Source organism: Streptomyces humi (genome assembly GCF_001005085.2).
Lineage (GTDB): Bacteria > Actinomycetota > Actinomycetes > Streptomycetales > Streptomycetaceae > Streptomyces > Streptomyces humi.
Genome location: NZ_LBMU02000050.1, coordinates 87,919 through 108,632, shown reverse-complemented (window position 1 = coordinate 108,632; position 20,714 = coordinate 87,919). Strand labels below are relative to the sequence as shown.

Annotated in this window: 18 protein-coding genes; 3 read left to right on the top strand and 15 right to left on the bottom strand. The window is 72.7% G+C overall.

Features of this window, described 5'->3' with window-relative positions; genetic code table 11:
- A partial coding sequence (locus AAW13_RS23545; protein ID WP_143145036.1) for an ATP-binding cassette domain-containing protein occupies nucleotides 1-911 on the top strand: 911 nt, incomplete at its 5' end.
- Between the two features lie 13 nt (nucleotides 912-924).
- Nucleotides 925-2,118 carry an LLM class flavin-dependent oxidoreductase gene (locus AAW13_RS23540; protein ID WP_107483387.1) on the top strand — a complete coding sequence of 398 codons (1,194 nt, stop codon included), beginning with the start codon at nucleotides 925-927 and terminating at the stop codon, nucleotides 2,116-2,118.
- A gap of 76 nt (nucleotides 2,119-2,194) precedes the next feature.
- Here AAW13_RS23540 and pntB read toward each other — a convergent pair whose 3' ends face one another.
- Together pntB and AAW13_RS23530 are read right to left on the bottom strand one after the other, a co-directional pair.
- The gene (gene pntB, locus AAW13_RS23535; RefSeq protein ID WP_046727063.1) at nucleotides 2,195-3,661 is read right to left on the bottom strand and encodes a Re/Si-specific NAD(P)(+) transhydrogenase subunit beta; all 1,467 of its coding nucleotides are present in this window, start codon (nucleotides 3,659-3,661) and stop codon (nucleotides 2,195-2,197) included.
- A gap of 6 nt (nucleotides 3,662-3,667) precedes the next feature.
- Complete coding sequence (locus tag AAW13_RS23530; RefSeq protein ID WP_046727064.1) at nucleotides 3,668-5,224, bottom strand: Re/Si-specific NAD(P)(+) transhydrogenase subunit alpha; 1,557 nt, start codon at nucleotides 5,222-5,224, stop codon at nucleotides 3,668-3,670.
- A gap of 388 nt (nucleotides 5,225-5,612) precedes the next feature.
- On the opposite strand from AAW13_RS23530, the gene AAW13_RS23525 reads away from it, so the two are divergent.
- Nucleotides 5,613-6,278 carry a phosphatase PAP2 family protein gene (locus AAW13_RS23525; protein WP_046727065.1) on the top strand — a complete coding sequence of 222 codons (666 nt, stop codon included), beginning with the start codon at nucleotides 5,613-5,615 and terminating at the stop codon, nucleotides 6,276-6,278.
- Between the two features lie 84 nt (nucleotides 6,279-6,362).
- Here AAW13_RS23525 and AAW13_RS23520 read toward each other — a convergent pair whose 3' ends face one another.
- The 13 genes from AAW13_RS23520 to AAW13_RS23460 are packed head-to-tail and all read right to left on the bottom strand — an operon-like array spanning nucleotide 6,363 to nucleotide 20,707.
- The gene (locus tag AAW13_RS23520; protein WP_046727066.1) at nucleotides 6,363-7,688 is read right to left on the bottom strand and encodes a glutamate-1-semialdehyde 2,1-aminomutase; all 1,326 of its coding nucleotides are present in this window, start codon (nucleotides 7,686-7,688) and stop codon (nucleotides 6,363-6,365) included.
- Between the two features lie 7 nt (nucleotides 7,689-7,695).
- Nucleotides 7,696-8,247 carry a dTDP-4-dehydrorhamnose 3,5-epimerase gene (gene rfbC / locus AAW13_RS23515; RefSeq protein ID WP_046727067.1) on the bottom strand — a complete coding sequence of 184 codons (552 nt, stop codon included), beginning with the start codon at nucleotides 8,245-8,247 and terminating at the stop codon, nucleotides 7,696-7,698.
- The gene (locus AAW13_RS23510) at nucleotides 8,244-9,470 is read right to left on the bottom strand and encodes a polysaccharide pyruvyl transferase family protein (protein ID WP_046727068.1); all 1,227 of its coding nucleotides are present in this window, start codon (nucleotides 9,468-9,470) and stop codon (nucleotides 8,244-8,246) included. Before AAW13_RS23510 ends, rfbC begins: the two co-directional genes overlap by 4 nt.
- Nucleotides 9,467-10,414: a glycosyltransferase family 2 protein gene (locus tag AAW13_RS23505; RefSeq protein ID WP_046727069.1), complete on the bottom strand. Its 948-nt coding sequence runs from the start codon at nucleotides 10,412-10,414 to the stop codon at nucleotides 9,467-9,469. Before AAW13_RS23505 ends, AAW13_RS23510 begins: the two co-directional genes overlap by 4 nt.
- Nucleotides 10,411-11,709 carry an MATE family efflux transporter gene (locus AAW13_RS23500; protein ID WP_071659657.1) on the bottom strand — a complete coding sequence of 433 codons (1,299 nt, stop codon included), beginning with the start codon at nucleotides 11,707-11,709 and terminating at the stop codon, nucleotides 10,411-10,413. Before AAW13_RS23500 ends, AAW13_RS23505 begins: the two co-directional genes overlap by 4 nt.
- Entirely contained in the window at nucleotides 11,706-12,989 is a 1,284-nt protein-coding gene (locus tag AAW13_RS23495; RefSeq protein ID WP_046727071.1) for a DUF4910 domain-containing protein, read from the bottom strand. Before AAW13_RS23495 ends, AAW13_RS23500 begins: the two co-directional genes overlap by 4 nt.
- A complete protein-coding gene (locus AAW13_RS23490) occupies nucleotides 12,977-14,002 on the bottom strand; it encodes an NAD-dependent epimerase/dehydratase family protein (RefSeq protein ID WP_046727072.1) in 1,026 nt (341 codons plus the stop codon). The genes AAW13_RS23495 and AAW13_RS23490 overlap by 13 nt, the downstream gene beginning before the upstream one ends.
- 3 nt (nucleotides 14,003-14,005) lie before the next feature.
- Nucleotides 14,006-14,653 carry a PIG-L deacetylase family protein gene (locus AAW13_RS23485; protein ID WP_046727073.1) on the bottom strand — a complete coding sequence of 216 codons (648 nt, stop codon included), beginning with the start codon at nucleotides 14,651-14,653 and terminating at the stop codon, nucleotides 14,006-14,008.
- Nucleotides 14,650-15,435, bottom strand: a complete 786-nt coding sequence (locus AAW13_RS23480) for a sugar phosphate nucleotidyltransferase (RefSeq protein WP_046727074.1) — start codon at nucleotides 15,433-15,435, stop codon at nucleotides 14,650-14,652. The genes AAW13_RS23485 and AAW13_RS23480 overlap by 4 nt, the downstream gene beginning before the upstream one ends.
- A complete protein-coding gene (locus tag AAW13_RS23475; RefSeq protein ID WP_046727075.1) occupies nucleotides 15,432-16,667 on the bottom strand; it encodes a class I SAM-dependent methyltransferase in 1,236 nt (411 codons plus the stop codon). The genes AAW13_RS23480 and AAW13_RS23475 overlap by 4 nt, the downstream gene beginning before the upstream one ends.
- Nucleotides 16,664-17,905, bottom strand: coding sequence for a glycosyltransferase (locus AAW13_RS23470; protein ID WP_046727076.1), 1,242 nt, complete (start codon nucleotides 17,903-17,905; stop codon nucleotides 16,664-16,666). Before AAW13_RS23470 ends, AAW13_RS23475 begins: the two co-directional genes overlap by 4 nt.
- A 2-nt stretch (nucleotides 17,906-17,907) precedes the next feature.
- Complete coding sequence (locus AAW13_RS23465; protein ID WP_046727077.1) at nucleotides 17,908-19,164, bottom strand: membrane protein; 1,257 nt, start codon at nucleotides 19,162-19,164, stop codon at nucleotides 17,908-17,910.
- Nucleotide 19,165: 1 nt separating this feature from the next.
- Complete coding sequence (locus AAW13_RS23460) at nucleotides 19,166-20,707, bottom strand: right-handed parallel beta-helix repeat-containing protein (protein WP_046727078.1); 1,542 nt, start codon at nucleotides 20,705-20,707, stop codon at nucleotides 19,166-19,168.
- Nucleotides 20,708-20,714 lie beyond the last annotated feature (7 nt).

Genomic DNA, 20,714 nt, shown 5'->3' with positions numbered 1-20,714 from the left:
CCCCCGTCCCCCGCACCCCACCACCGGCCACCGCCGTCCCGCGCGCCCCGCTGCCGGTCGCGGCCGTGGACGTGGCCCGGGGACAGGCTCCGGAGGCGGTGCCGCTGGTCGAGGCCCGGAACCTGGTCAAGGAGTTCCGGCTGCCGCGGGCCGGGGGTGAGAGCCGGACCCTGCGTGCCGTGGACGACGTCAGCCTCACCCTGCACCGCGGCCGGACCCTCGCGCTGGTCGGCGAGTCGGGCTCGGGCAAGTCCACCACCGCCCGGCTGGTCCTCCGGCTGGCCGACGCCACCTCCGGACAGGTCCTCTTCGACGGCACCGACGTCACCGCCGCGGGGCCCCGCCAGGTCCGCGAACTGCGCCGCCGGGCCCAGCTGATCTACCAGAACCCGTACGCCTCCCTCGATCCGCGTTTCTCCATCGGCGAGGTCGTCACCGAGCCGCTGCGCGCCTTCAAGGTCGGCGACCGCGCCTCCCGGCTGACCCGCGCCCGTGAACTCCTGGACCGGGTGGCCCTGCCTGCCGCGACCCTGGAGCGGCGTCCGGCGGAGCTGTCCGGCGGACAGCGCCAGCGGGTGGCGATCGCGCGGGCCCTGGCCCTCTCACCCGACCTGGTGGTGTGCGACGAACCGGTCTCGGCGCTCGACGTCTCCGTCCAGGCCCAGGTCCTCGACCTGCTCGCCGAGTTGCAGGACCGGACCGGCGTGGCCTACCTGTTCATCTCGCACGACCTGGCCGTCGTACGGCAGATCGCGCACCAGGTGGCCGTGATGCGGTCCGGGCGGGTGGTCGAGACGGGGCCGCCCGAGGACCTGTTCACCGATCCCCGCCACGAGTACACCCGCGAACTGCTCGCGGCGATCCCCGGCGGCCGGGTCCCCTCCCCCGCCGTCGAGACCACCACCAGCTGAGGACCGGCATCGCATGAGCACTCCCACCATCTCCTCGTTGGCCTTCCTCACCCCGGGCAACTTCGCCGACGACGACCCGCGCACCGGCCTGGAGGAGACCCTCCGGCTCTTCGGGTACGGCGAGCGGCTCGGCTACGACGGCGCCTGGATCCGCCAGCGCCACCTCGAACACGGGGTCGGCTCGGCCGCCGTGTTCCTGGCGGCGGCCGGGCAGCGCACCGAGCGGATCGAACTGGGCACCGCCGTCATCCCCATCGGCTACGAGAGCCCGTTCCGTCTCGCCGAGGACCTGGCGCTGGCCGACGTGCTGTCGGCCGGACGGCTCCAGGTCGGCTTCAGCACCGGGATGCCGCACGCCGACCTGCTCGGCGACCTGGTGCACGACGGCGACTGGCGCGGCCTCGACCTGTCGTACGGCAGGATCGCCCGGGTCGTGGAGAACCTGCGCGGTGACTACCTCGGCGGCCCGGACACGGTCATCCACTCCCCGGGCAACGTCCAGCGCCCGCGCCTGCAACCGCACAACCCCGGCCTGGCCCGCCGTATCTGGTACGGCGGGGGCAGCCTGCGCTCGGTGCGCTGGGCCGCCGGACAGGGCCTCGCCCTGCTGTCCGGCAACATCGTCACCGGCGAGGGCACCGACGACTTCACCACCGCCCAGCTGGGCCTGCTCACCGAGTACCGCCGGTCGCTGCCCGCGGGCCGTGCCACGCGGGTGGCGCTGGGCCGGGTCATCGTGCCCCTGGACGGCGCCGACGCGCGCACCCGGGCCCGCTACCGCGCCTACGCGGCGAGCCGTCACGAGCGCACCCTCGGCCCGCGGGGACCCCGGCGGACCCTGTTCGCGCCGGACGTCGTGGGCACCGCCGAACAGATCCTGGAGCGGCTGGCCGCCGACCCCGTCCTGGCCGAGGTGAGCGAACTGCGGCTGGAGTTGCCGTACGAGTTCCACCGCGAGGAGTACGAGCAGATCCTGCACGACGTACGGCACCTGGTCGCACCGGAGCTGGGCTGGCGTCCCGCCGCCGGTGGGCCCGCCCCCGCCGCGGCCGCGCCCGGGACGGCCGGCCGAGGATCTGGCGGCCCGCCGGCTCCTGCCGCCCAGGACGTCCAACGCGCCGCGGCCGGCGCCGCGTACTGGTCGGCGCCGCGCCACCGGGTGGAACCGGAACCCCGGGCGGCCGGAGCCGACCGGAGCGAACCCTGAGGCCGGATCGGGGAATTCGGCGCACGGGACCGTGGCCGTGCCGGTCCGGCTCCCGGCCGGCCACGGTCCTCGTCCGTCAGCGGCCGGCCGTGGTCGCCTGGCGGGTGGCCGGCGTCGGTGTCGTCCGGCCGTCCGTGCCGAGCGCGGTCAGGATGTCCTCCATGCTCTGCTTGGCGTCGCCGAAGAGCATGCTGCTGTTCTCGCGGAAGAAGAGCGGGTTCTGCACGCCCGCGTAGCCGGAGGCCATGGACCGTTTGAAGACGATGACCTGTTCCGCCTCCCAGACCCGCAGCACCGGCATGCCGGCGATGGGGCTCGCCGGGTCGTCCATCGCGGCCGGGTTGACGGTGTCGTTGGCGCCGATCACCAGGACCACCGAGGTCGCGGCGAAGTCGTCGTTGATCTCGTCCATCTCCAGGACGATGTCGTACGGGACCTTCGCCTCGGCCAGCAGCACGTTCATGTGCCCGGGCAGCCGCCCGGCGACCGGGTGGATGCCGAAACGGACCTCGACGCCCCGCTCGCGCAGCCGGCGGGTCAGCTCGGCCACCGGGTGCTGGGCCTGGGCGACGGCCATGCCGTAGCCGGGGGTGATGACCACCGAGCGGGCCTGGGCCAGTGCCTCGGCCGCCTCCGCGGCCCGGATCTCGCGGTGCTCGCCCTGCTCGCCCCCGGAGCCGGACGGCGCCTCGATGCCGAAGCCGCCCGCGATGACCGACAGGAAGGACCGGTTCATCGCCTTGCACATGATGTACGACAGGTAGGCGCCGGAGGATCCCACCAGCGCGCCCGTGACGATGAGCAGGTTGTTGTCGAGCAGGAAGCCGGCCGCGGCCGCCGCCCACCCCGAGTAGCTGTTCAGCATCGAGACCACGACGGGCATGTCACCGCCGCCGATCGAGGCGACCAGGTGCCAGCCCAGTACCAGCGCCAGCGCGGTCACCGCGATCATCGACGACAGGTCCGGGCTGATCGTGAACCAGACCGTCAGGGCCACGAAGGCGCCGAGCGCTCCGAGGTTGAGCGCGTTCTTGCCCGGCAGCGTGAGCGGGCGGGACTCGATGCGCGCCGAGAGCTTCAGGAACGCGACGACCGAGCCGGTGAAGGTGACCGCGCCGATGAAGACGCCGATGACCACCTCGGCGTGGTGGATGCCCAGCAGGTCGGCGCCGACGGCGGTCTGTGCCGCGCCGTGCGCCTCCACCTCCAGATAGCTGTTCCAGCCGACCAGTACCGCGGCCAGACCGACGAAGCTGTGGAGCACCGCGATCAGTTCGGGCATCTGCGTCATCTCGACGCGACGGGCGCGCCACAGGCCGAGCGCCGCGCCGAGCGCCATCGCCAGCACGACGAGGGTCACCGCCCCCGCGGTGATGCTCTGCGCCGCCAGTACGACCGTGGCGGTCAGGGCGAGCGCCATGCCGGCGATGCCGTAGACGACGCCGGCGCGGGAGGTGCGGTGCTGGGAGAGCCCGGCCAGGCTGAGGATGAACAACAGGGCGGCGACCAGGTCCGCCGCGTGGGATGCCGTCAGGGAGGTCATCTCGGCTCAGCCTTTCGAGAACATCGACAGCATGCGGCGGGTGACGGCGAAACCTCCGAAGATGTTCACGCTCGTCAGCAGGATCGCCACGCAGGACAGCACGGTGACGATCCGGCTCTCGTGCCCGATCTGGAGCAGGGCGCCGATGACGACGATCCCGGAGATCGCGTTGGTCACCGACATCAGGGGCGTGTGCAGCGCGTGGTGCACCTTGCCGATGACGTAGTGACCGATGACCACCGCGAGCGCGAACACCGTGAAGTTCCCGGCGAGTTGGGCGGGGGCGAAGGCGACCAGGAGGAACAGGGCGACCATGCCGAGCCCGATCAGGCCGAAGCGGCGCGCGGGCGTGAGCCTCGGCTCCTTGCGTTCCGGCGCGGCGGCGGCCGGCGCGGGCGGTGCGGCGGGCGCCGCCGAGACCGGCACGGGTGGTGGCGGCCAGGTGACCTCGCCGTCCCGTACGACGGTCACGGCCCGCTGCACGACGTCGTCGAAGTCGATGACCGCCCGCCCGTCCCGGCCGGGGGTGACGAGCTTGAGCAGGTTGGCCAGGTTGGTGCCGAACAGCTGCGAGGCCTGGGCGGGCAGCCGGGCCGCGAGGTCGGTGTACCCGATGATGGTGACCCCGTTGTCGGTGACCACCGCCCGCCCCGGCACGGTTCCCTCGACGTTGCCGCCCTGGGCCGCGGCCATGTCCACGATGACACTGCCGGGTTTCATCACCGCCACGTCCGCGGCGGACAGCAGCCGCGGCGCCGGCCGGCCGGGGATCAGCGCGGTGGTGATCACGATGTCCACGTCCTGGGCCTGCCGGTGGTACAGCTCGGCGGCGGCGCGGTCGTAGTCCTCGGAGGTGGCCTTGGCGTAGCCGTCGGTGCTCGCCTCCTGGGCGACGTCCACCGGGAGGTACTCGCCGCCCAGCGAGGTCACCTGGTCGGCGACCTCGGGCCGCGGGTCGGTGGCGCGGACGACGGCGCCGAGGCTGGACGCGGCCCCGATCGCCGCGAGGCCCGCCACTCCCGCGCCGGCGACCAGTACCTTCGCCGGGGGCACCTTGCCGGCGGCGGTGACCTGTCCGGTGAAGAACCGGCCGAAGACGTGCGCGGCCTCGACGACCGCCCGGTAGCCGGCGATGTTCGCCATGGACGAGAGCACGTCCATCGACTGGGCGCGGGAGATCCGCGGCACGGCGTCCAGCGCCAGGGCGGTCACCCCGGCCCGTGCGAGTGCCGTGAGCAGTTCCGGTGTCTGTGCGGGGGCCAGCAGGGCCACGACCGTGGCGCCCTGCCGCAGCCGGGTGATCTCCGCGTCGGACGGCGGGTTCACCTTCAGGACGAGGTCGGCGTCCCAGGCGACGCCGAGCTCGGCGCCGGCGTCGAGATAGGCCTGGTCGCCGAAGCCGGAGGCCGCGCCGGCGCCTGACTCCACCACGACCTGGTAGCCGAGGCCCAGCAGTTGGCGCACGGTCGACGGGGTGGCGGCGACACGTGTCTCGCCGGGGGCGGACTCGGCCACGACGCCGATGCGCTGGGACGAGTGGGGTGCGGATTCTTGTGCAGACATGTCTTCTGTTGTCACCTCGGGAGGCGGGTTTGACGGGTCCGCGGTCGAAGGGCGTCCGCGGGCCGGGTGCCCGTGGACGAGGACCGTAGGAACCTACCCGCCGAAGTCGCCCCGGCAGTCGGCACGATCGAGGTGTGTTCCACACCACGGTCGCCGTTCCGCCGTTCGGCCGCCGCACCGGCGCACGGCGGCCGGCGGCTCGTCGGCGGGTTCGCCGTGTCCTGAACGACTCCAACCCGTCGGTTTGTTGGTTAGGGTGACGGACGGAGACTGATCCCGATCGCCCTCGGCCAGGGCACTACGGCGGGGGGCTCGCGTGGGATCGCCGGACGGAAGCGCACCTGCGGGCCGGGCCGGCCCGGTCCGCGACCGGCCGCGTGGTGAACGGGTGACCGGCGGGCCTGCGCATGTGGTGTTGCCCGCGGCGCTGCGCGGGTGGCTCGGGCTGGTCGCGGCGCTCGCCACGCTGGTGGTCGTCGCTCTCGGGGTGCGGTACGCGGGCCACGGCGAGCCCGCCAGGGTGGACAGGTGGTTCGTCCGGCCGACAGCGGACAGCGTGCGGCCGCCGTGGCGGTACGTCGCGCTGACCCTGGACTTCCTGGGGGAACCCGTGGGATCGGTGCTGGTGGTCGTGGCCTGCGTGGCGGGCTGCCTGCTGCTGCGCCGTCCTCGCGCGGCGGTGCTCGTCGTGGCCGGCGTCGGAGTGACCGTGGGGGTGACCACGCTGCTCAAGCACCTGGTGGGACGCACCATCCACGGCCCCGGCAACCTGTCGTACCCGAGCGGGCACACGGCCTTCTTCACCGCCCTCGCCCTCATGGCGGCGCTGCTCGCGACGGACCGGCTCGGCCTCGGCAGGACGGCCGGCACGTCACTCGTGCTCGCCGCGGCGCTGGTCGCCGGCGCCACCATGGGCTGGGCGGAGGTCGCCCTGGGGGCGCACTACCCGACCGACGCCCTGGGCGGCTGGTGCACCGCCCTGGCGGTGGTACCGGCGACCGCCTGGCTGCTCGACCGCACGGCCGACGGACTGACCGCACGGCCGACGGACTGACCGGCCGGCCGAGGGACTGACCGACGGACTGGCCGGCCGACGGACTGGCCGGCTCGGGGTGGCCGGGGTGCGGCTGACGTCAGTTCACGCCAGGCGGCGGAACACGGGTTTCACCGCTCGGCCGGCCAGCCAGGGCGTGGGGTCGGCGGCGTCCAGGGCGCGCCGGTACACCGCGCACGCCTCCGCCACCACGTCGACGGTGCGGTCGATGTCCGCCTCGTCGAGGGCGCTGCTCACCACGAACGACGGGGCGAGCACCCCGCCCGCGAGGAGCCGGCGCAGGAACAGGGTGCGGTACCGCTGCGAGGGCCGCAGGTTCTCGTCGAGGGTGGCGAAGACCAGGTTGCTGGCCCGGCCCCGGACGACGACGTGGTCCCCGACGCCCATGGCGGCCGCGGCGTCGCGGACGCCGGCGGCCAGCCGCTCGCCGAGGGCGTGCAGCCGCGCGGTGACGCCCTCCTCGATGTAGGTGGTCTGCACGGCCATCGCGGCCGCCAGGGAGTGGGTCTCCGCGCCGTGGGTGGTGGACAGCAGGAACACCCGGTCGCCGGAATCGCGCAGTCCGCCCCGTTCCATCAGGTCACGGCGGCCGGCCAGCGCGGAGACGGCGAATCCGTTGCCGAGCGCCTTGCCGAACGTCGAGAGGTCGGGGACCACGCCGTACAGGCCCTGGGCGCCCGCCTCGGACCAGCGGAAGCCGGTGATCATCTCGTCGAACACCAGGACGCAGCCGTGCCGGTCGGCCAGTTCGCGCAGGCCGGCCAGGTACCCGGGCGGCGGCTCGGTGTGGGTGGCCGGCTCCAGGATGAGGCAGGCGACCTCGCCCTCGTGGCGGGTGAGCAGTTCCTCCGTGGCGGCCAGGTCTCCGTAGGGGAACGAGACGGTGAGTTCGGTGGTCGCCGCCGGGATGCCGGCGGACATCGGTGTGGTGCCGATGAACCAGTCGTCGACGGAGAAGAACGGGTGGTCGGCGCACAGGGCCACCCGCGGTCGTCCGGTGACGGCGCGGGCGAGGCGCACCGCGGCGGTGGTGGCGTCGGAGCCGTTCTTCGCGAACTTCACCATCTCGGCGGTCGGCACGGTGGCCAGGAAGCGTTCCGCGGCCTCCACCTCCACGATGGACGGCCGGACGAAGTTGCTGCCCCGGTCGAGTTCCCGCCGTACCGCTTCGAGCACCCGCGGATGGGCGTGGCCGAGGCTGACCGACCGGAGGCCGGAGCCGTACTCGATGTAGCGATTGCCGTCGACGTCCCATACGTGGGCACCGCTGCCGTGGCTGATGACCGGGGCCAGGTTCTCCGGGTACTGGTCGTCGCCCTTGGCGTAGGTGTGCGCGCCCCCGGGGATCACGGCGTGCAGCCTCTCGTTGGCTGTCCGCGACAGGGGCAGGTGAAGCTCTTGGGTGTCCACGGGGACCTCAGCTTTCTCTGTGCTTCAGGACCTCGGCGAGGCTCGGCGCCTCCCGGTCCCGTTGGGACATCAGTGCCACCGGCAGCGGCCAGGGAATGGCGAGTTCCGGGTCGTCGAAGGCGATCGTCACGTCCTCGGCCGGATCGTGCTCACGGTCGATACGGTAAGAGGTGTCCGCGATTTCGGTAAGAGCCTGGAAGCCGTGCGCGCAGCCCGCCGGGATGTACACGGTCTGCTGCGTCTCACCCGACAGTTCGAAGAAGGCCCGGTTCAGGTAGGTCGGCGAGTCCTGCCGCAGGTCCACGACGACGTCGAAGATCCTGCCGTACGAGCACCGCACCAGCTTGGCCTCGCCGGCGCCGGAGCGCAGGTGCAGGCCGCGCAGCACGCCCCGGACCGAACGGGACACGCTGTCCTGGACGAAGGCGTGCGGGTCCAGGCCGACCGAGCGGACCACGTCGGCGTCGAAGGTACGGCAGAAGAAGCCGCGCTCGTCGGTGTACGGCGTCGGCTCGAACAGGTGGGCGCCGGCGATCTCCGGGACCTGGGTCGCTCTCATGGTGCCTTCCGCTGGGCGTGGGCGTCCGCCGGGAACAGGTTCGTGCTCAGGGCGGTGAACTGGTGGTCGAGTTGCCGGGTGGCGACCTGGTTCCGCTCGGTGAGGGTCCCCCGCAGCTCCGCCGCGTGCTTCTCCAGGTCCCGGAACTGTTCGAGCAGCCGGTCGGGGTCGACCTCGCGTGCCGGGTGGCAGTAGGCGCCGAGGCCCATCCGGTCCATGAGCGCGTCGCTCTTCGCCGCGTAGCAGAGCGCGAGCACGGGCGTCCCGGTCTTCAGCGCGCAGATCAGGTTGTGGTAACGGACGGCCACCACGGTGTCCGCGGCCGCCATCTCGTTCATCAGGTCGGCCAGCGAAGCCGGTTCGGCGGCGGTGACCAGCGGTGAGTCGACGGCGTCGAGGATCGCGGCGACCACCGACCGGTCACACCGGTCGCCGGTGAGAAGCCTGACCGGTCTGCCCTCCGCGACGAGCGTGCGGACGAAGGTGATCGTCCCGTCGAGGTACCGCCGGTGTATCTCCTCGGCCCGGTCGCGGTCGTCGTTGCCGCCGTGGAAGTCCATGACGCCGAGACAGACCGGGCCGGGCGTACCGGAGGGCGCGCTCGCCGGCGGGGTCGGCAGGGCGAACGCCAGGTCCGGGTAGACCTCGTCGCGTGCGGTGTCCACGCCCATCGCCCGCATCGCGGCACGGGACTGGGCGTCCCGGTACGACCGGTACGCGGCCAGCCGTGCCGACCAGCGCACCAGGGCGCGGGTGGGCCGGTTGCCGATCTCGGCGGCGCCGACGCTGACCAGCGCGACCCGGGTGCCGAGCAGCCGGCCGCTCGCGCAGAGCAGGAACAGCGCGTACGGGAAGCCCCACGGACGCAGCGGCAGGGTGGCCTCCAGGACGCCCATGCCCGGCACGATCACCACGTCGTGCCGGCGCACCCAGGCGGCGGTGCGGAAGACGTCGACGAGTTTGCCGAGTCCCTTCGCGGCGATCGCGCCCGCGCGGGACGCGGTCCGGTACTCCGCGCGGTTCCAGTGCAGCCGGGTGGCGGGGATCCCGAACCGTGCCGTCACGGCCTCGGGCCCGCCGCACAGCGCGTCGACGACCGCCTCCGGGTGCTCGGCGCGCAGGTAGCCGAGGAGGGCTTCGAGCGATCCGTCGTTGCCGAGGTTGCCGGAGCCGAGCAGGCCGAACAGGCCGACGCGCACCGGCGTTCCGTCCGCGGACGTCATGCCCGCCTCCCCTCGCGGCCGGCGACGAGGGCGTCGACGGAGACGGTGAGCAGGGCCGGGTCGACCGGGGCGCGGTCCTCGACCCGTTCGCCGGCGCCCGGCCGGACGCGGCTGGTCATCCACGTGGCCAGGTGGCGGTAGCAGGCGCGCCGGTCGGCCGGGGACAGGGGTGCGCGCCGGATCGCCGAGGCGAAGCCCCAGACGTACTCGGCGAGCAGCCGGGGCGTCGGGTGCAGCAGCCCTGCCCGGCGCGGGTCCAGGTTGACGCACCGGGACCGCTTGGACGGGTTCGCCCGCTCGGCGCGGGTGGGGTGGTCGCGGCGGAAGTACAGCAGCTCGGGCACCTGGTGGAAGCGCCCGTGCAGGGTGATCTCGGCGACGAACGTGCGGTCCGCGTGGTGGTAGCTGTCCATGGGCTTCACCCGGCGCAGCACGTCGGCCCGCATCACCCCGTAGAAGTCGTCGCCGCCCGGCTCGAACAGCAGACTGCGGAAGCGCTCGGGCGCGTGCGGCGAGCCGGTGTCGAGCGTGTACTCGTAGGGGACCGTCACCTGGCCGTCGCCGTCGACGACCGCCTGGTCGGTGTGGGCGAGGATCACGTCCGGCCGCTCGTCCAGCGCCTCCACGCAGCGCCGGACCAGGTCGCGCCCGTAGAGGTCGTCGTGCGAGGCCCACTTGAACAGCTCGCCTCGGGACTCGGCGAACACCCGGTTGTGGTTCGGCGTGGCGCCGATGTTCCGGGGCAGCCGGAGGTACCGGATGCGGGAGTCCTGCGCCGCGTACTTGCGGCAGATGTCCTCGGTCCCGTCGGTCGAGGCGTTGTCGGAGACGACCAGTTCGAAGTCCTCGTAGGTCTGGCCGAGCAGGGCGTCGAACGACTCGGCCAGGTACTCCTCGCCGTTGTACACGGGCAGGCCGATGCTCAGCCTGGGTCGGGCGGTCATGTGGTCCTCACTTCGGGGAGGGGGTTGTGGTGGTGCTCGCGCAGGGCGGACCGCAGTTGCAGCCACCACACGGCCGAACTGCCGACGGTCGCGGCGGCGACACCCCAGGCCGAGCCGGCCGTGCCGGCGAGGGCCGCCCCGCCGAGCCCGCCGCCGACGTAACAGACGGAGGCGAACAGCTGGCAGCGCAGGCTGCGCCGGGCCGCGCCGAGCGCGCGCAGCCCGGCCGCCGCGCCGGTGCCGAGGCCCGCGCCCGCGACACTGAGGGTGATCTGCACGATGAGGTGCGAGGAGGAGTGCCAGACGTCGCCGAGTGCCAGGCCGCCGAGCCGGCCCGGCATCAGCAGCAGCGCCGAGCCCCAGAGCAGCGCTCCGGCGGCCTGGCCGCCGCCGAGCAGGAGGCAGAACCTGCCGAGTCGGTGCGGGGCCCGGCGCAGCACCCGTGCCGCCTCCGGGACGGTGACCAGGGAGAGGCCCATCAGGACGGCGAGGAACGGGCCCATCAGGAGTTCGGCGCCCCGTACCGCGCCCACCGCGCCGACGCCGACGATCACGCCGAGCCCGTACGCCCGCAGCTGGCTCGCGCCGCTGAGGCTGACGTTCTCGACCAGGTACCGGTAGCCGAGATCACGCTGTTCGCGCAGCCAGCCGCGTGCCTCGGCGATCCGGGGCCGGATGCCGGACTGCACGTAGCCGTAGCCCGCGGCGACGGTGGCGGACGCGCCCCAGGCGAGCACGAAGGCGGCCACGGTGTCCACGTGGGCCGCGACCACCATGGCCGGGACGAGCGCGATGCCCCACACCACGTCGTTGACGAACGCCTTCCGCCCGGCGCCCGCGGCGAAGAACGCGAACCGCCAGGCGTCCTGGAGCAGCAGCCCCGGCAGCATGACGGCGAGGGCGACGAACGCGGGCCCCACCCGGCCGCCGAGCCCGAGCCCGGCCGCCAGACACGCCACGCCGATGGTCGTGCCGACTCCGAGTGCCGTACCCGTCGCGCGGGTCACCGCCCCGCGCCAGGAGGTGTCCGGGACGCCGCTGAAGCGCACCACGAGCGGGTCGGTGGCCAGGCCACGGGAGACGTTGAGCACCACGCCGTAGGTCACCCAGGCCAGGCTGAACACGCCGAACGCGGTCACCCCGAGCGAGCGGGCCACGTAGATGCCCACCGCGAAGTTGCTGATGCTGGAGGCCGCCTGGTCGGCAAGGCCCCAGGACAGCCGGCCGACCAGGGCCCGCCTGGCGGACCCGGCCGGTGCTGTCGTCTTCTCCCCCTGGGTGGTCATGGGCGTCATTCCTTGACCAGGTCGGCGCCGCGCAGGGCGTCGGCCGCGGCGGCCACGGTGTCGAACGGCAGCCCGGACCGCTCGGCCACGTCCAGCAGGCTGTGCTCGCCGTCGGACAGGTTGAGCACCCAGAGCATGGCCATCTGGGCCTGCTTGGTGTCGCTGCGGCCGCCGAGCGCGTCGTACAGCCCGCGCCGGCCCAGCTGCGGCTCGCCGTGGGGACTGAGGTTCACGTACCGCCGGTTGCGGTCGAGGACGGCGAACGCCTCCCGGCAGACGGCGAGGGTGTCCGCCATGGCCGCCGGGGAGACGAGGTCCAGGTTGTCCGCCGAGGTGTGGTACTCGGGGTAGCCCGCGTACGGGGTCCGGGTGAGCGAGCCGACGCCGAGGTTGAACCCGGGCGAGCAGTACTGCCGTTCGTCGTAGCCGTACGGGGTGAACTCGGTGACGCGGTGCGGGCGTTCGGAGGCGGTCAGCACGTACCGCAGCACCCGGTCGATCTCGGCGTCGCCGCGTCGGCTCTGCTTGTATGTCAGTTGGCCCGGGTCCCCGGCGCAGGCCAGCACGAGGCCGTGCTTGACCCGGTCGACCCGCTCCGCGTTGCGGGCCAGCCAGGTGATCGCCCCGATGGTGCCGGGGGCGAAGATGAACCGGTAGGTGTAGTACGGCGTCTCCTCGGCCAGCGCCCGGGCCAGGAACGTCGCCACCGCGACGCCGGCCATGTTGTCGTTGGCCAGCGACGGGTGGCAGACGTGGCAGGAGACGATCACCTCGTCGGCCACCTGCCCGGGGACGACGTGCTCGGCGTAGGTGAGGTGGCCGTCGGCGAGGGTGGAGTCGACGCACACCTCGTACTCGCCGTCCGGCATCGCGTCCAGGGTGTCCTGGGCCAGGCAGAAGCCCCACTCCGGCTTGTAGTAGCTGGTGCGGTACGGCACCCAGGACGGCTGGTCCGGCAGGGTGTGCAGGTGCTCGCGCAGCTCGGAGAGGTGCATGGTCGCCGACACCGGGACGCTGTAGCCGAGCACGTGCAGGCTGGACGCGGCGAAGTCGACGACCCGCCGGCCGGCGCTGTCGGCGATGTACGCGTCCCGGATGTTCCACTCCTGCGGCACCGTCCAGTCGAGCACCTGCGTCCCGGTCGGCACTTCGTGCACCTGGAGCGGGATGTACTCGCCGACGATGTCCAGGGTGGCGCGCACACCGTCGCCCGTGATGCTCCGGCAGAGCGGGTACAGCCGCTCCACCAGGGCGTACAGCTGGTCGCCTTGCGTGGTCACCGGCGCCACCGCAGCGTGTCGTCGACGGTGCCGGCCTCGGACGCCGCGCGCAGGACGGCGAGGCGGGTGAAGCGCTGCTCGAAGTCCTCCCGGCTCAGGGCGAACTTCCGGTAGGCGTCGGCGAGTTCGAGCGCGCCTCGCTTCACCGTCCATTCGCAGTCGAAGCCGGGGATCGCGGCGCGGAAACGGGAGAAGTCCACCCGGTAGGACCGCGGATCGGCGCCGTTCTCCCCGGTGATGTTCACCTTGGCGCCGGGGACCGCCTCGGCGACCTGCTCGGCGATCTCGGCGACCGTGACGTTGTTGGTCTCGCTGCCGATGTTGAACGCCCGGTCGTGCACCGCCTCGCGCGGCGCGGTCAGCGCGGCCGTGAAGGCCCGTGCGATGTCGGCGGCGTGCACCAGCGGGCGCCAGGGGGTGCCGTCGGAGAGCACCAGGACCTCGCCGGACAGGAGGGCGTGGCCCACCAGGTTGTTCAGCACGATGTCGGCGCGCAGCCGGGGCGAGTAGCCGAAGGCGGTGGCGTTGCGCATGAACACCGGGGTGAAGTCGTCGTCGGCCAGCGCGTGCAGGTCGTCCTCGACCCGTACCTTCGACTCCGCGTACGGCGTCACCGGGCGCAGCGGGGCGTCCTCGGTCACCAGGTCGGCGCCCCCGGCGGCGCCGTAGACCGAGCAGGTCGAGGCGTACAGGAAGCGCCGCACCCCGGCCTCGCGGGCCAGCCGGGCGAGGCGGACGGACGCGTGGTGGTTGATGTCGTAGGTGAGTTCCGGCGCCAGCGAGCCGAGCGGGTCGTTGGAGAGCGCGGCCAGGTGGATCACGGCGTCGAAGCCGGCCACGTGCTCGGCCGTGACGTCGCGCAGGTCCACCCGGGTTCCAGGCGGGTCCGCGGGGTGCGGGCCGAGTACCGAGTCGGCGAACAGGCCCGCGTCGAGGCCGGCGACCTCGTGTCCGGCGGCGGCGAGGACCGGGGCCATGACGGTGCCCAGGTATCCCTGGTGTCCGGTCAGCAGTACGCGCATGGTTCAACCCCCCAGGTTGAGCTTGAGTTTGGTGACGGCGAACGCTTCGGCGTATCGCTCGTGGCATTCGATGCCGCGGATCCGCGCGAGGCCGAGGAAGGCCTCCCGGTCGTACCACGGCCGGTGCCGCTGCGAGGCGTAGTGCTCCTGTAGCAGCCGCACCTTCTCGTCGGCGACCTCGGTGGACAGTGGCTGGTAGGCCGTCATACGGCCGAGGTCGCCGTCCCACTTCACGATCTCGTAGCCGAGCACGAGGTGGTCGCGGAAGGCGGTGGGTATCAGCTGCGCCAGGCCGCGGTGGTCCTGGTGGGCGTCGTCGGCGCGCGGGGCCAGGATCAGGTCCGGGTCGGTCCGCGCGCGCAGCTCCTCGACCGCGGCCTTCGCCTCGTCCCAGTGCACGGGCATCCGGCCGTCCGGCAGTTTGAGCACGGTCAGCCGCAGGTCGGCACCCGGGCAGAAGGCGGCGAGCGCGGCCCGTTCCTCCTGCTCGCGTTCGGTGCCGCCGCCGGAGAGCACCAGCGCGTCGACCCGGAGGCCGGGCCGTGCGAGGCACAGGGCGAGCAGGGTGCCGCCGGCGCCGATCGCGATGTCGTCGCAGTGGGCCCCCACCGCGACGATCGCGTCCGGGGACCCGGCCCCGAGCCGGATCACGCGCGCACCCCCTGCTCCCACACGGCCCACGGGCGGTCGCCCCGGGCGTAGTCGGCGTCGAGCGCGGCGCGTTCCTTCACGGTGTCGGTCGGCTTCCAGAAGCCGCGGTGCTGGTGGGCCACCAGTCGGCCGCGCTTGGCCAGTTGGGCGCAGCCGTCGGCGACCAGGTCACCGTCCTCCGGGATGTGGTCGAAGATCTCCTGGCGGAGCACGAAGTAACCGCCGTTCTCCCACAGGGGCAGTTCGCTCACCGCGGTGATGCCGCCCACCAGGCCGTCCTCGCCCAGCTCCACGCAGTGGAAGGAGGACTGGGGCGGCACCACCATCATCGACGCCCCCGCGTCACGCTCGGCGAACCGGTCGATCATCTCCGGCAGCGGGGCGTCGGTGAGGACGTCGGCGTAGTTGGCGAGGAACATCTCGTCGCCGTCCAGGTGGTGGCGCACGCGGCGCAGCCGTTCCCCGATCGGTGACTCGATCCCGGTCTGCGCGAACGTGATCGTCCAGTCGGAGATGTCGGTGGACAGCAGCTCGGTCCGCCCGCCTCTGAGCACGAAGTCGTTGGACGTCGTCTCCTCGTAGTTGAGGAAGAAGTCCTTGATGTGGTGGGCCCCGTAGCCGAGGCACAGGATGAACTCCGTGTGCCCGAAGTGCGCGTAGTAGCGCATGACGTGCCAGATCAACGGGCGCGGTCCGACCATCGCCATCGGCTTGGGCACGTCGTCGGAGGTGCCGTTGCGCATCCGCATCCCGTAACCGCCGCAGAACAGGACGACCTTCACGACTTCACCTCGACAATGCTCAGTTCCGGGATGGGAAAGACGAGCCGGCCGCCCCACTCGTGCACGAAGGCCAGTTGCTCGACGAGTTCGGCCCGCAGGTTCCACGGGAGGACGAGGACGTAGTCCGGCTTGTCGGCGGCTATCCGCTCGGGCGCCAGGATCGGGACGCGGGTGCCGGGGGTGAACCTGCCGTGCTTGTAGGGGTTGCGGTCGACCGTGTACGCGAGCAGGTCGGGGCGGATGCCGCAGTGGTTGAGCAGGGTGTTGCCCTTGCCCGGGGCGCCGTAGCCGACGACCGTCTCGCCGCGGTCGGCCGCGTCGATGAGGAACCGCAGCAGGTCCCGGCGCACCTTGGCCACCCGGGCGGAGAACTCGGTGTACCCGGACAGCTCCTGGAGCCCGGCGGCCTTCTCCCGGTCCAGTACGTCGGCCACCCGCCGGGTCGGTTCGCCGGCCGCCTCGGCCGGCCGGGCCCACAGCCGGACGGAGCCACCGTGGGTCGGCAGCAACTCGACGTCCACGAGGGCGAGTCCGCCGCTCGCCAGGGCCCGGACCGCGGACGCGACGGTGTAGTACTGGAAGTGCTCGTGGTAGATCGTGTCGTACTGGTTCTCCTCGATCAGGGTCAGCAGGTGCTGCACCTCGATGGAGACCCAGCCGTCGTCGGCGACCAGGGCGCGCAGCCCCTTGGTGAACCCGACCACGTCGGGGATGTGCGCGTACACGTTGTTCGCGACGACCAGGTCCGCCGGGCCGTGCTCGGCGCGGACGGCGGCGCCGGTGTCCGGGGAGAGGAACTCCGTGAGCGTGGGCACCCCCGCCTCGCGTGCCGCGGCGCCGACGTTCACGGACGGCTCGATGCCGAGGCAGCGGATCCCCTGGTCCACCACGTGCCTCAGCAGATACCCGTCGTTGCTCGCCACCTCGACCACGAACGCGTCCGGGCCGAGTGGCAGCCGCTCCACCGCGCCGGCGACGAACGTGCGCGCGTGCTCCACCCAGGAGGTCGAGTAGGAGGAGAAGTAGGCGTACTCCTTGAACGTCTCCTCCGGCGTGATCAGCGGCGGCAGCTGCGCGAGCCAGCAGTCGGTGCAGACCCGCAGGTGCAGCGGGTACGCCGGCTCCGGCTCGTCCAGTTGGTCCGCGGCGAGAAAGCTCTCACACGGCGGCGTCGCCCCGAGGTCGACGACGCTCGCCATGGCTTCCGAGCCGCAGAGTCGGCATCGTGTCATCTGCTGTCCCCATCCCCCCTGCCCGCGCGGGTTCCCCCGTCGCGGGCCTGTGCTGACCGACCCGCGATCGCGGTGCGGTACTCCTCTTCCAGGCGCGCCAGCCCGACGGCCGGGCTGAAGCCCTGCTCGTAGCGCCGGCGGGCCGCCCGGCCCAGCTCCCGGCCCAGGGCCGGGTCGGCCGCGATCCGGCGTATGCGGGACGCGAGCGAGGCGGACTCGCCCGGCCGGTGCAGCAGCCCGGTGACCCCGTCCTCGACGAGTTCGACGAAGGCGCCGTGACCGGCGGCGACGGTCGGCACCCCGGCGGCCATCGCCTCCACGACCACCAGGCCGAACGCCTCCAGCCAGGTCGAGGGCGCCACCACGGCGACCGCTCCGGCGACGGCCTTGCGGCACTCCGCCGTGTCCAGCAGGCCGGCGTAGCGCACGTCGTCCCGGCCCGCCGCCCAGTCGGTCACCTCGCGCTCCAGCGGCCCGGTGCCCGCGATCACCAGCGGCACGCCCACCCCGCCGCCGGCCGCGAGCTCGTCCCACGCGGTCATGAGCAGCCGTACGCCCTTGGCCTCGGCGAGCCGGCCGAGATAGAGCACGTGCTCTCCCGCGCCCTCCCGGCACAGGCCCGGGTCGGGCACGAAGTTGTGCTTCACCGCCAGCCGCTCGGCCGGCATGCCGGACCGCACCAGGACGTCACGCTGGGCCGCCGAGATGCACAGGAACCGCTCCACGCCCGACCACCAGCGCCGCCGGTTGGCCGACAGGCTGACCGCGAGCGGCACCGTCGCGAGGCGGGAGCCCCGGTAGCAGCCGTGCCGGACGGCGGGCAGGGGTGTGGAACCGACGCACTCGGTGCACGGCCGGCCGTCCCGTTGCAGCGTGCCGGGTGGGCAGACCTGGGTGTAGTTGTGCAGCGTGGCGACGGCGGGCACCCCGGCGTCGGCGCACGCGGCGAGCACCGCGGGCGACAGCAGCGGGAAGACGTTGTGGACATGGACGACGTCCGGCCGCTCGGTACGCAGCCGGGTGGCGAGTTCCGTGCGGACCGCCGGGTTCCACGGGACGAGGAGCGGCACCGCGACCTTGCCGAGGAGCGACCGCCCTGCGATGTCGTCGCTGCGCCGCTCGAACACCTCGACCCGGTGGCCGGCCGCGCGCAGCAGCTCGACCTCCTGATCGACGACCTTGTTCTCGCCGCTCGGCTGCGCCGAGCCGTAGCGGTTGTGCACCACGAGGACGTGCATGGTCAGGTCACCTCCGATCGTCCGGCGGGTTCGGGCGCCGGGGGCGGTGCCGCGGCGGCGGGTGCCGCCAGCAGCGAGGCGGCGACGGCGAGATGCAGCAGGTACGGCGAGGCGTCGCCGAGGCCGGCCTCGGTGTACGAGGCGATCGCGCAGTAGCCGATCAGGAAGATCGCGCAGGCCCGCTGGAGCGACGGGGGCCGCAGCAGCGCGACGGCGCCCAGTACGACGATGACCACCGCGACGAGGGTGACGCCGACCAGGCCCTGCTCGTTGTAGACGGCCAGCCAGCTGTTGTCGATGGGCAGGCCGCCGAACGACTTGTCGCCCAGGCCCACGCCGAGCAGCTGCTCCGAGGTCGACCGGGGCGCGGAGAGCAGGGCGTCCCAGACCTTGGCGCGGCCGGTGAGGCTGGAGAAGTTCTCCTTGCTCTGTCCGCGCAGGAACCAGGTCTGTAGGGCGGAGGCGAACCCCACCCCGGCCACCACGGCGCACAGCACCGCCCAGGTGAAGAACCGTCGGGCGGCCGCGCTGGTCAGGATGAGCGAGCCGATGGCCAGTGCCAGTCCGAGGAACAGACCGAGCGTGGCCGTCCGGGTGTGGGTCAGCGCGAGCAGGACGAAGGACGGCACGATGACCACCGCGGCGCTCGTCCTGTCGGTCCGGCCGCCCAGCAGGAGCAGTACGGTGAGTCCGATGATCACGGCCGCGTACTGCCCGATCTGCGGCGGGGTGAGCGGCCACAACGCGCCGACCAGACGGCCGCCGTACAGGTCGGGCAGGGCCGCTCCCGGCGAGACCACGAGGCCGGCGGCCACCGATCCGAGTACCGCGAAGTAGGCGCGGATGTGGTGCCGGACGAAGGTCAGGCTGCCGTCCCACCAGCGACTGAGCAGCCACAGGGTGCCGATGAAGAGGGCCAGCCGGAAGCAGCGGAACAGCGCGCCGAACCCGGACTCCAGGTTCGCGCTGGAGATCACGCTCGACACCAGCAGCAGGGTGAGCAGGAGCAGGTAGGCGCTCGGCCGGATGCGCAGCCGGAGATTGACCGCGAGCGCCAGCGCGAACGCGGCGACCAGGGCGCCCATGGTGACCATCTGGATGAGGGAGCGGGGCAGCGGGACGATGGTCTTCGCCCCGGCGGAGCCGAGGGTGTTGAGGACCAGGAGCCCCCAGACGGCGCCGACGATCCGCGGTGCGCCGGCCGGTGCCTGTCCGGTGCCGGACGGCGCGCCCGTCCGGGTGTTCAGCCGGCTGTCCATCTCAACCACCCGCCCGGGGACGGAGGGTGCTGCCCGCATCCTGCCGGTAGTCCGTGCCCTGCCAGTCGTCGAAGTCGAGGACCCGGCTCGGGTCGTAGGCGACGAACTGCCACGGTCCGAGGTAGACGTTGTCGTGCCAGTGGTTGTCCTGCCGGTGGGTGATCGCCTCGGCGACCTTCTCGCCCTTGTACGGCGACCAGTCGGGATAGGTTCCGTAGTTGGAGAGCACCGCCATGCGGTCGCACAGCTCCGTGCACTGGATCACGGACTTGTCGAGCACGAAGCGGTTGTCGTGGATGTCCACCCGCTGGGTCTTCCACCGGCAGTCGGAGTAGAGCGGCGCCCTGGCGATCGCCGGTTCCGCGCAGCGGTCGGTGTTCTTCACCAGCAGCGTGCAGTCACCGGAGGAGGTGTTGGCCGGGCTGTTGCAGAAGCGGTCGGCGTTCTCCCACAGGGTGATCCCGGACCAGTTGTTCTCCAGCACGTTCCGGTAGATCTCGATCTTGTCGGTACGGGCTTCGACGCGTGGTTCGCCGCCGGACTCGGACAGGTAGACGGCCGCGTACGGGAAGTTGTCGCCGCGGTCGGCGTACCTGCGGCCCTCGACCCAGTTGTTCCGCCGGATCGTGTTGTTCCGGATGATCGCGTTGTAGCTGGTCTCGTAGATCAGCGCGGCACCGGCGTTGGCGTCCAGCACGTTGTTCTCGATCAGGAAGTCGTTGTTGTCGGTGTCCGCCCACAACCCGGCTCCGTGGTTGTCGTGCACCCAGTTGCCGCGGATGTCCGCGCCGTCGACGGCCCAGAACTTGATGCCTCCGGTGCAGCCGCAGCCCTGCTGCCGGCGTTCCCAGTCGTCGGTGTTGTTGCCCACGATCTCGTTGTCCTCGACCACCAGGTCACGGATGCCGCCGCCGCCCTTGTACGCGTTCATCCCGTACTGCCCGTTGTCGCGCAGGCAGTTGGCGCGCACCCGCTGGTGGGCACCGGCCATCAGTCCGGCCCCGGAGTTGTCCTGGACCGTGCTGTGCTCGATCACCCAGCCGTCGGCCGAGTCGTGGTTGACCACGCCCTCGTTCTGCGGTGCGACGAAGTGCTGCACGGTCAGGTAGCGGATGGTGACGTCGCGAGCGGTGCCGGTGAACGCGTACTGGTTCTTCTTCCGGCCGTCGAGCACCGCGCCGGGCGCGCCGAGGTAGCGGTCCCCCTTCTTGGGGACGACCTGGGCGTAGCGGTCCGGGGCGAGCCGGTGGGTGCCCGGCCGGAGCCAGAAGGTGGTGTTCGCCGGGCTGCTCTTGGTCTTCGCCGCCAGGTCGCCGACGACCGCGGGGTCGACCGTCACCGCGCCCGCGGGGGCCTTCACCGGTCCGGCCGCCGGGTCGGCGCACACCCGGGCCACGGCCCGGGCCGCGGACGTCGACGTGGACGGCGCGGCGGTCGGCCGCGCCGCCGGGGCGTCCGGCGTGCCGTCGCAGCCGGTCGCCGTCAGCAGGGCCAGCGTCAGCGGCGCCGCCGCCCACGCCCAGGGCCCTCTCTTGATCCGCACGTACCTC

What these genes read in the sequence shown, in the direction of transcription:
- AAW13_RS23540 (WP_107483387.1), top strand. Translation starts at nt 925, where the DNA reads ATGAGCACTCCCACCATCTCCTCGTTGGCCTTCCTCACCCCGGGCAAC.
- pntB (WP_046727063.1), bottom strand. Translation starts at nt 3,661, where the DNA reads ATGACCTCCCTGACGGCATCCCACGCGGCGGACCTGGTCGCCGCCCTG.
- AAW13_RS23530 (WP_046727064.1), bottom strand. Translation starts at nt 5,224, where the DNA reads ATGTCTGCACAAGAATCCGCACCCCACTCGTCCCAGCGCATCGGCGTC.
- rfbC (WP_046727067.1), bottom strand. Translation starts at nt 8,247, where the DNA reads ATGAGAGCGACCCAGGTCCCGGAGATCGCCGGCGCCCACCTGTTCGAG.
- AAW13_RS23510 (WP_046727068.1), bottom strand. Translation starts at nt 9,470, where the DNA reads ATGACGTCCGCGGACGGAACGCCGGTGCGCGTCGGCCTGTTCGGCCTG.
- AAW13_RS23505 (WP_046727069.1), bottom strand. Translation starts at nt 10,414, where the DNA reads ATGACCGCCCGACCCAGGCTGAGCATCGGCCTGCCCGTGTACAACGGC.
- AAW13_RS23500 (WP_071659657.1), bottom strand. Translation starts at nt 11,709, where the DNA reads ATGACGCCCATGACCACCCAGGGGGAGAAGACGACAGCACCGGCCGGG.
- AAW13_RS23490 (WP_046727072.1), bottom strand. Translation starts at nt 14,002, where the DNA reads ATGCGCGTACTGCTGACCGGACACCAGGGATACCTGGGCACCGTCATG.
- AAW13_RS23475 (WP_046727075.1), bottom strand. Translation starts at nt 16,667, where the DNA reads ATGACACGATGCCGACTCTGCGGCTCGGAAGCCATGGCGAGCGTCGTC.
- AAW13_RS23470 (WP_046727076.1), bottom strand. Translation starts at nt 17,905, where the DNA reads ATGCACGTCCTCGTGGTGCACAACCGCTACGGCTCGGCGCAGCCGAGC.
- AAW13_RS23465 (WP_046727077.1), bottom strand. Translation starts at nt 19,164, where the DNA reads ATGGACAGCCGGCTGAACACCCGGACGGGCGCGCCGTCCGGCACCGGA.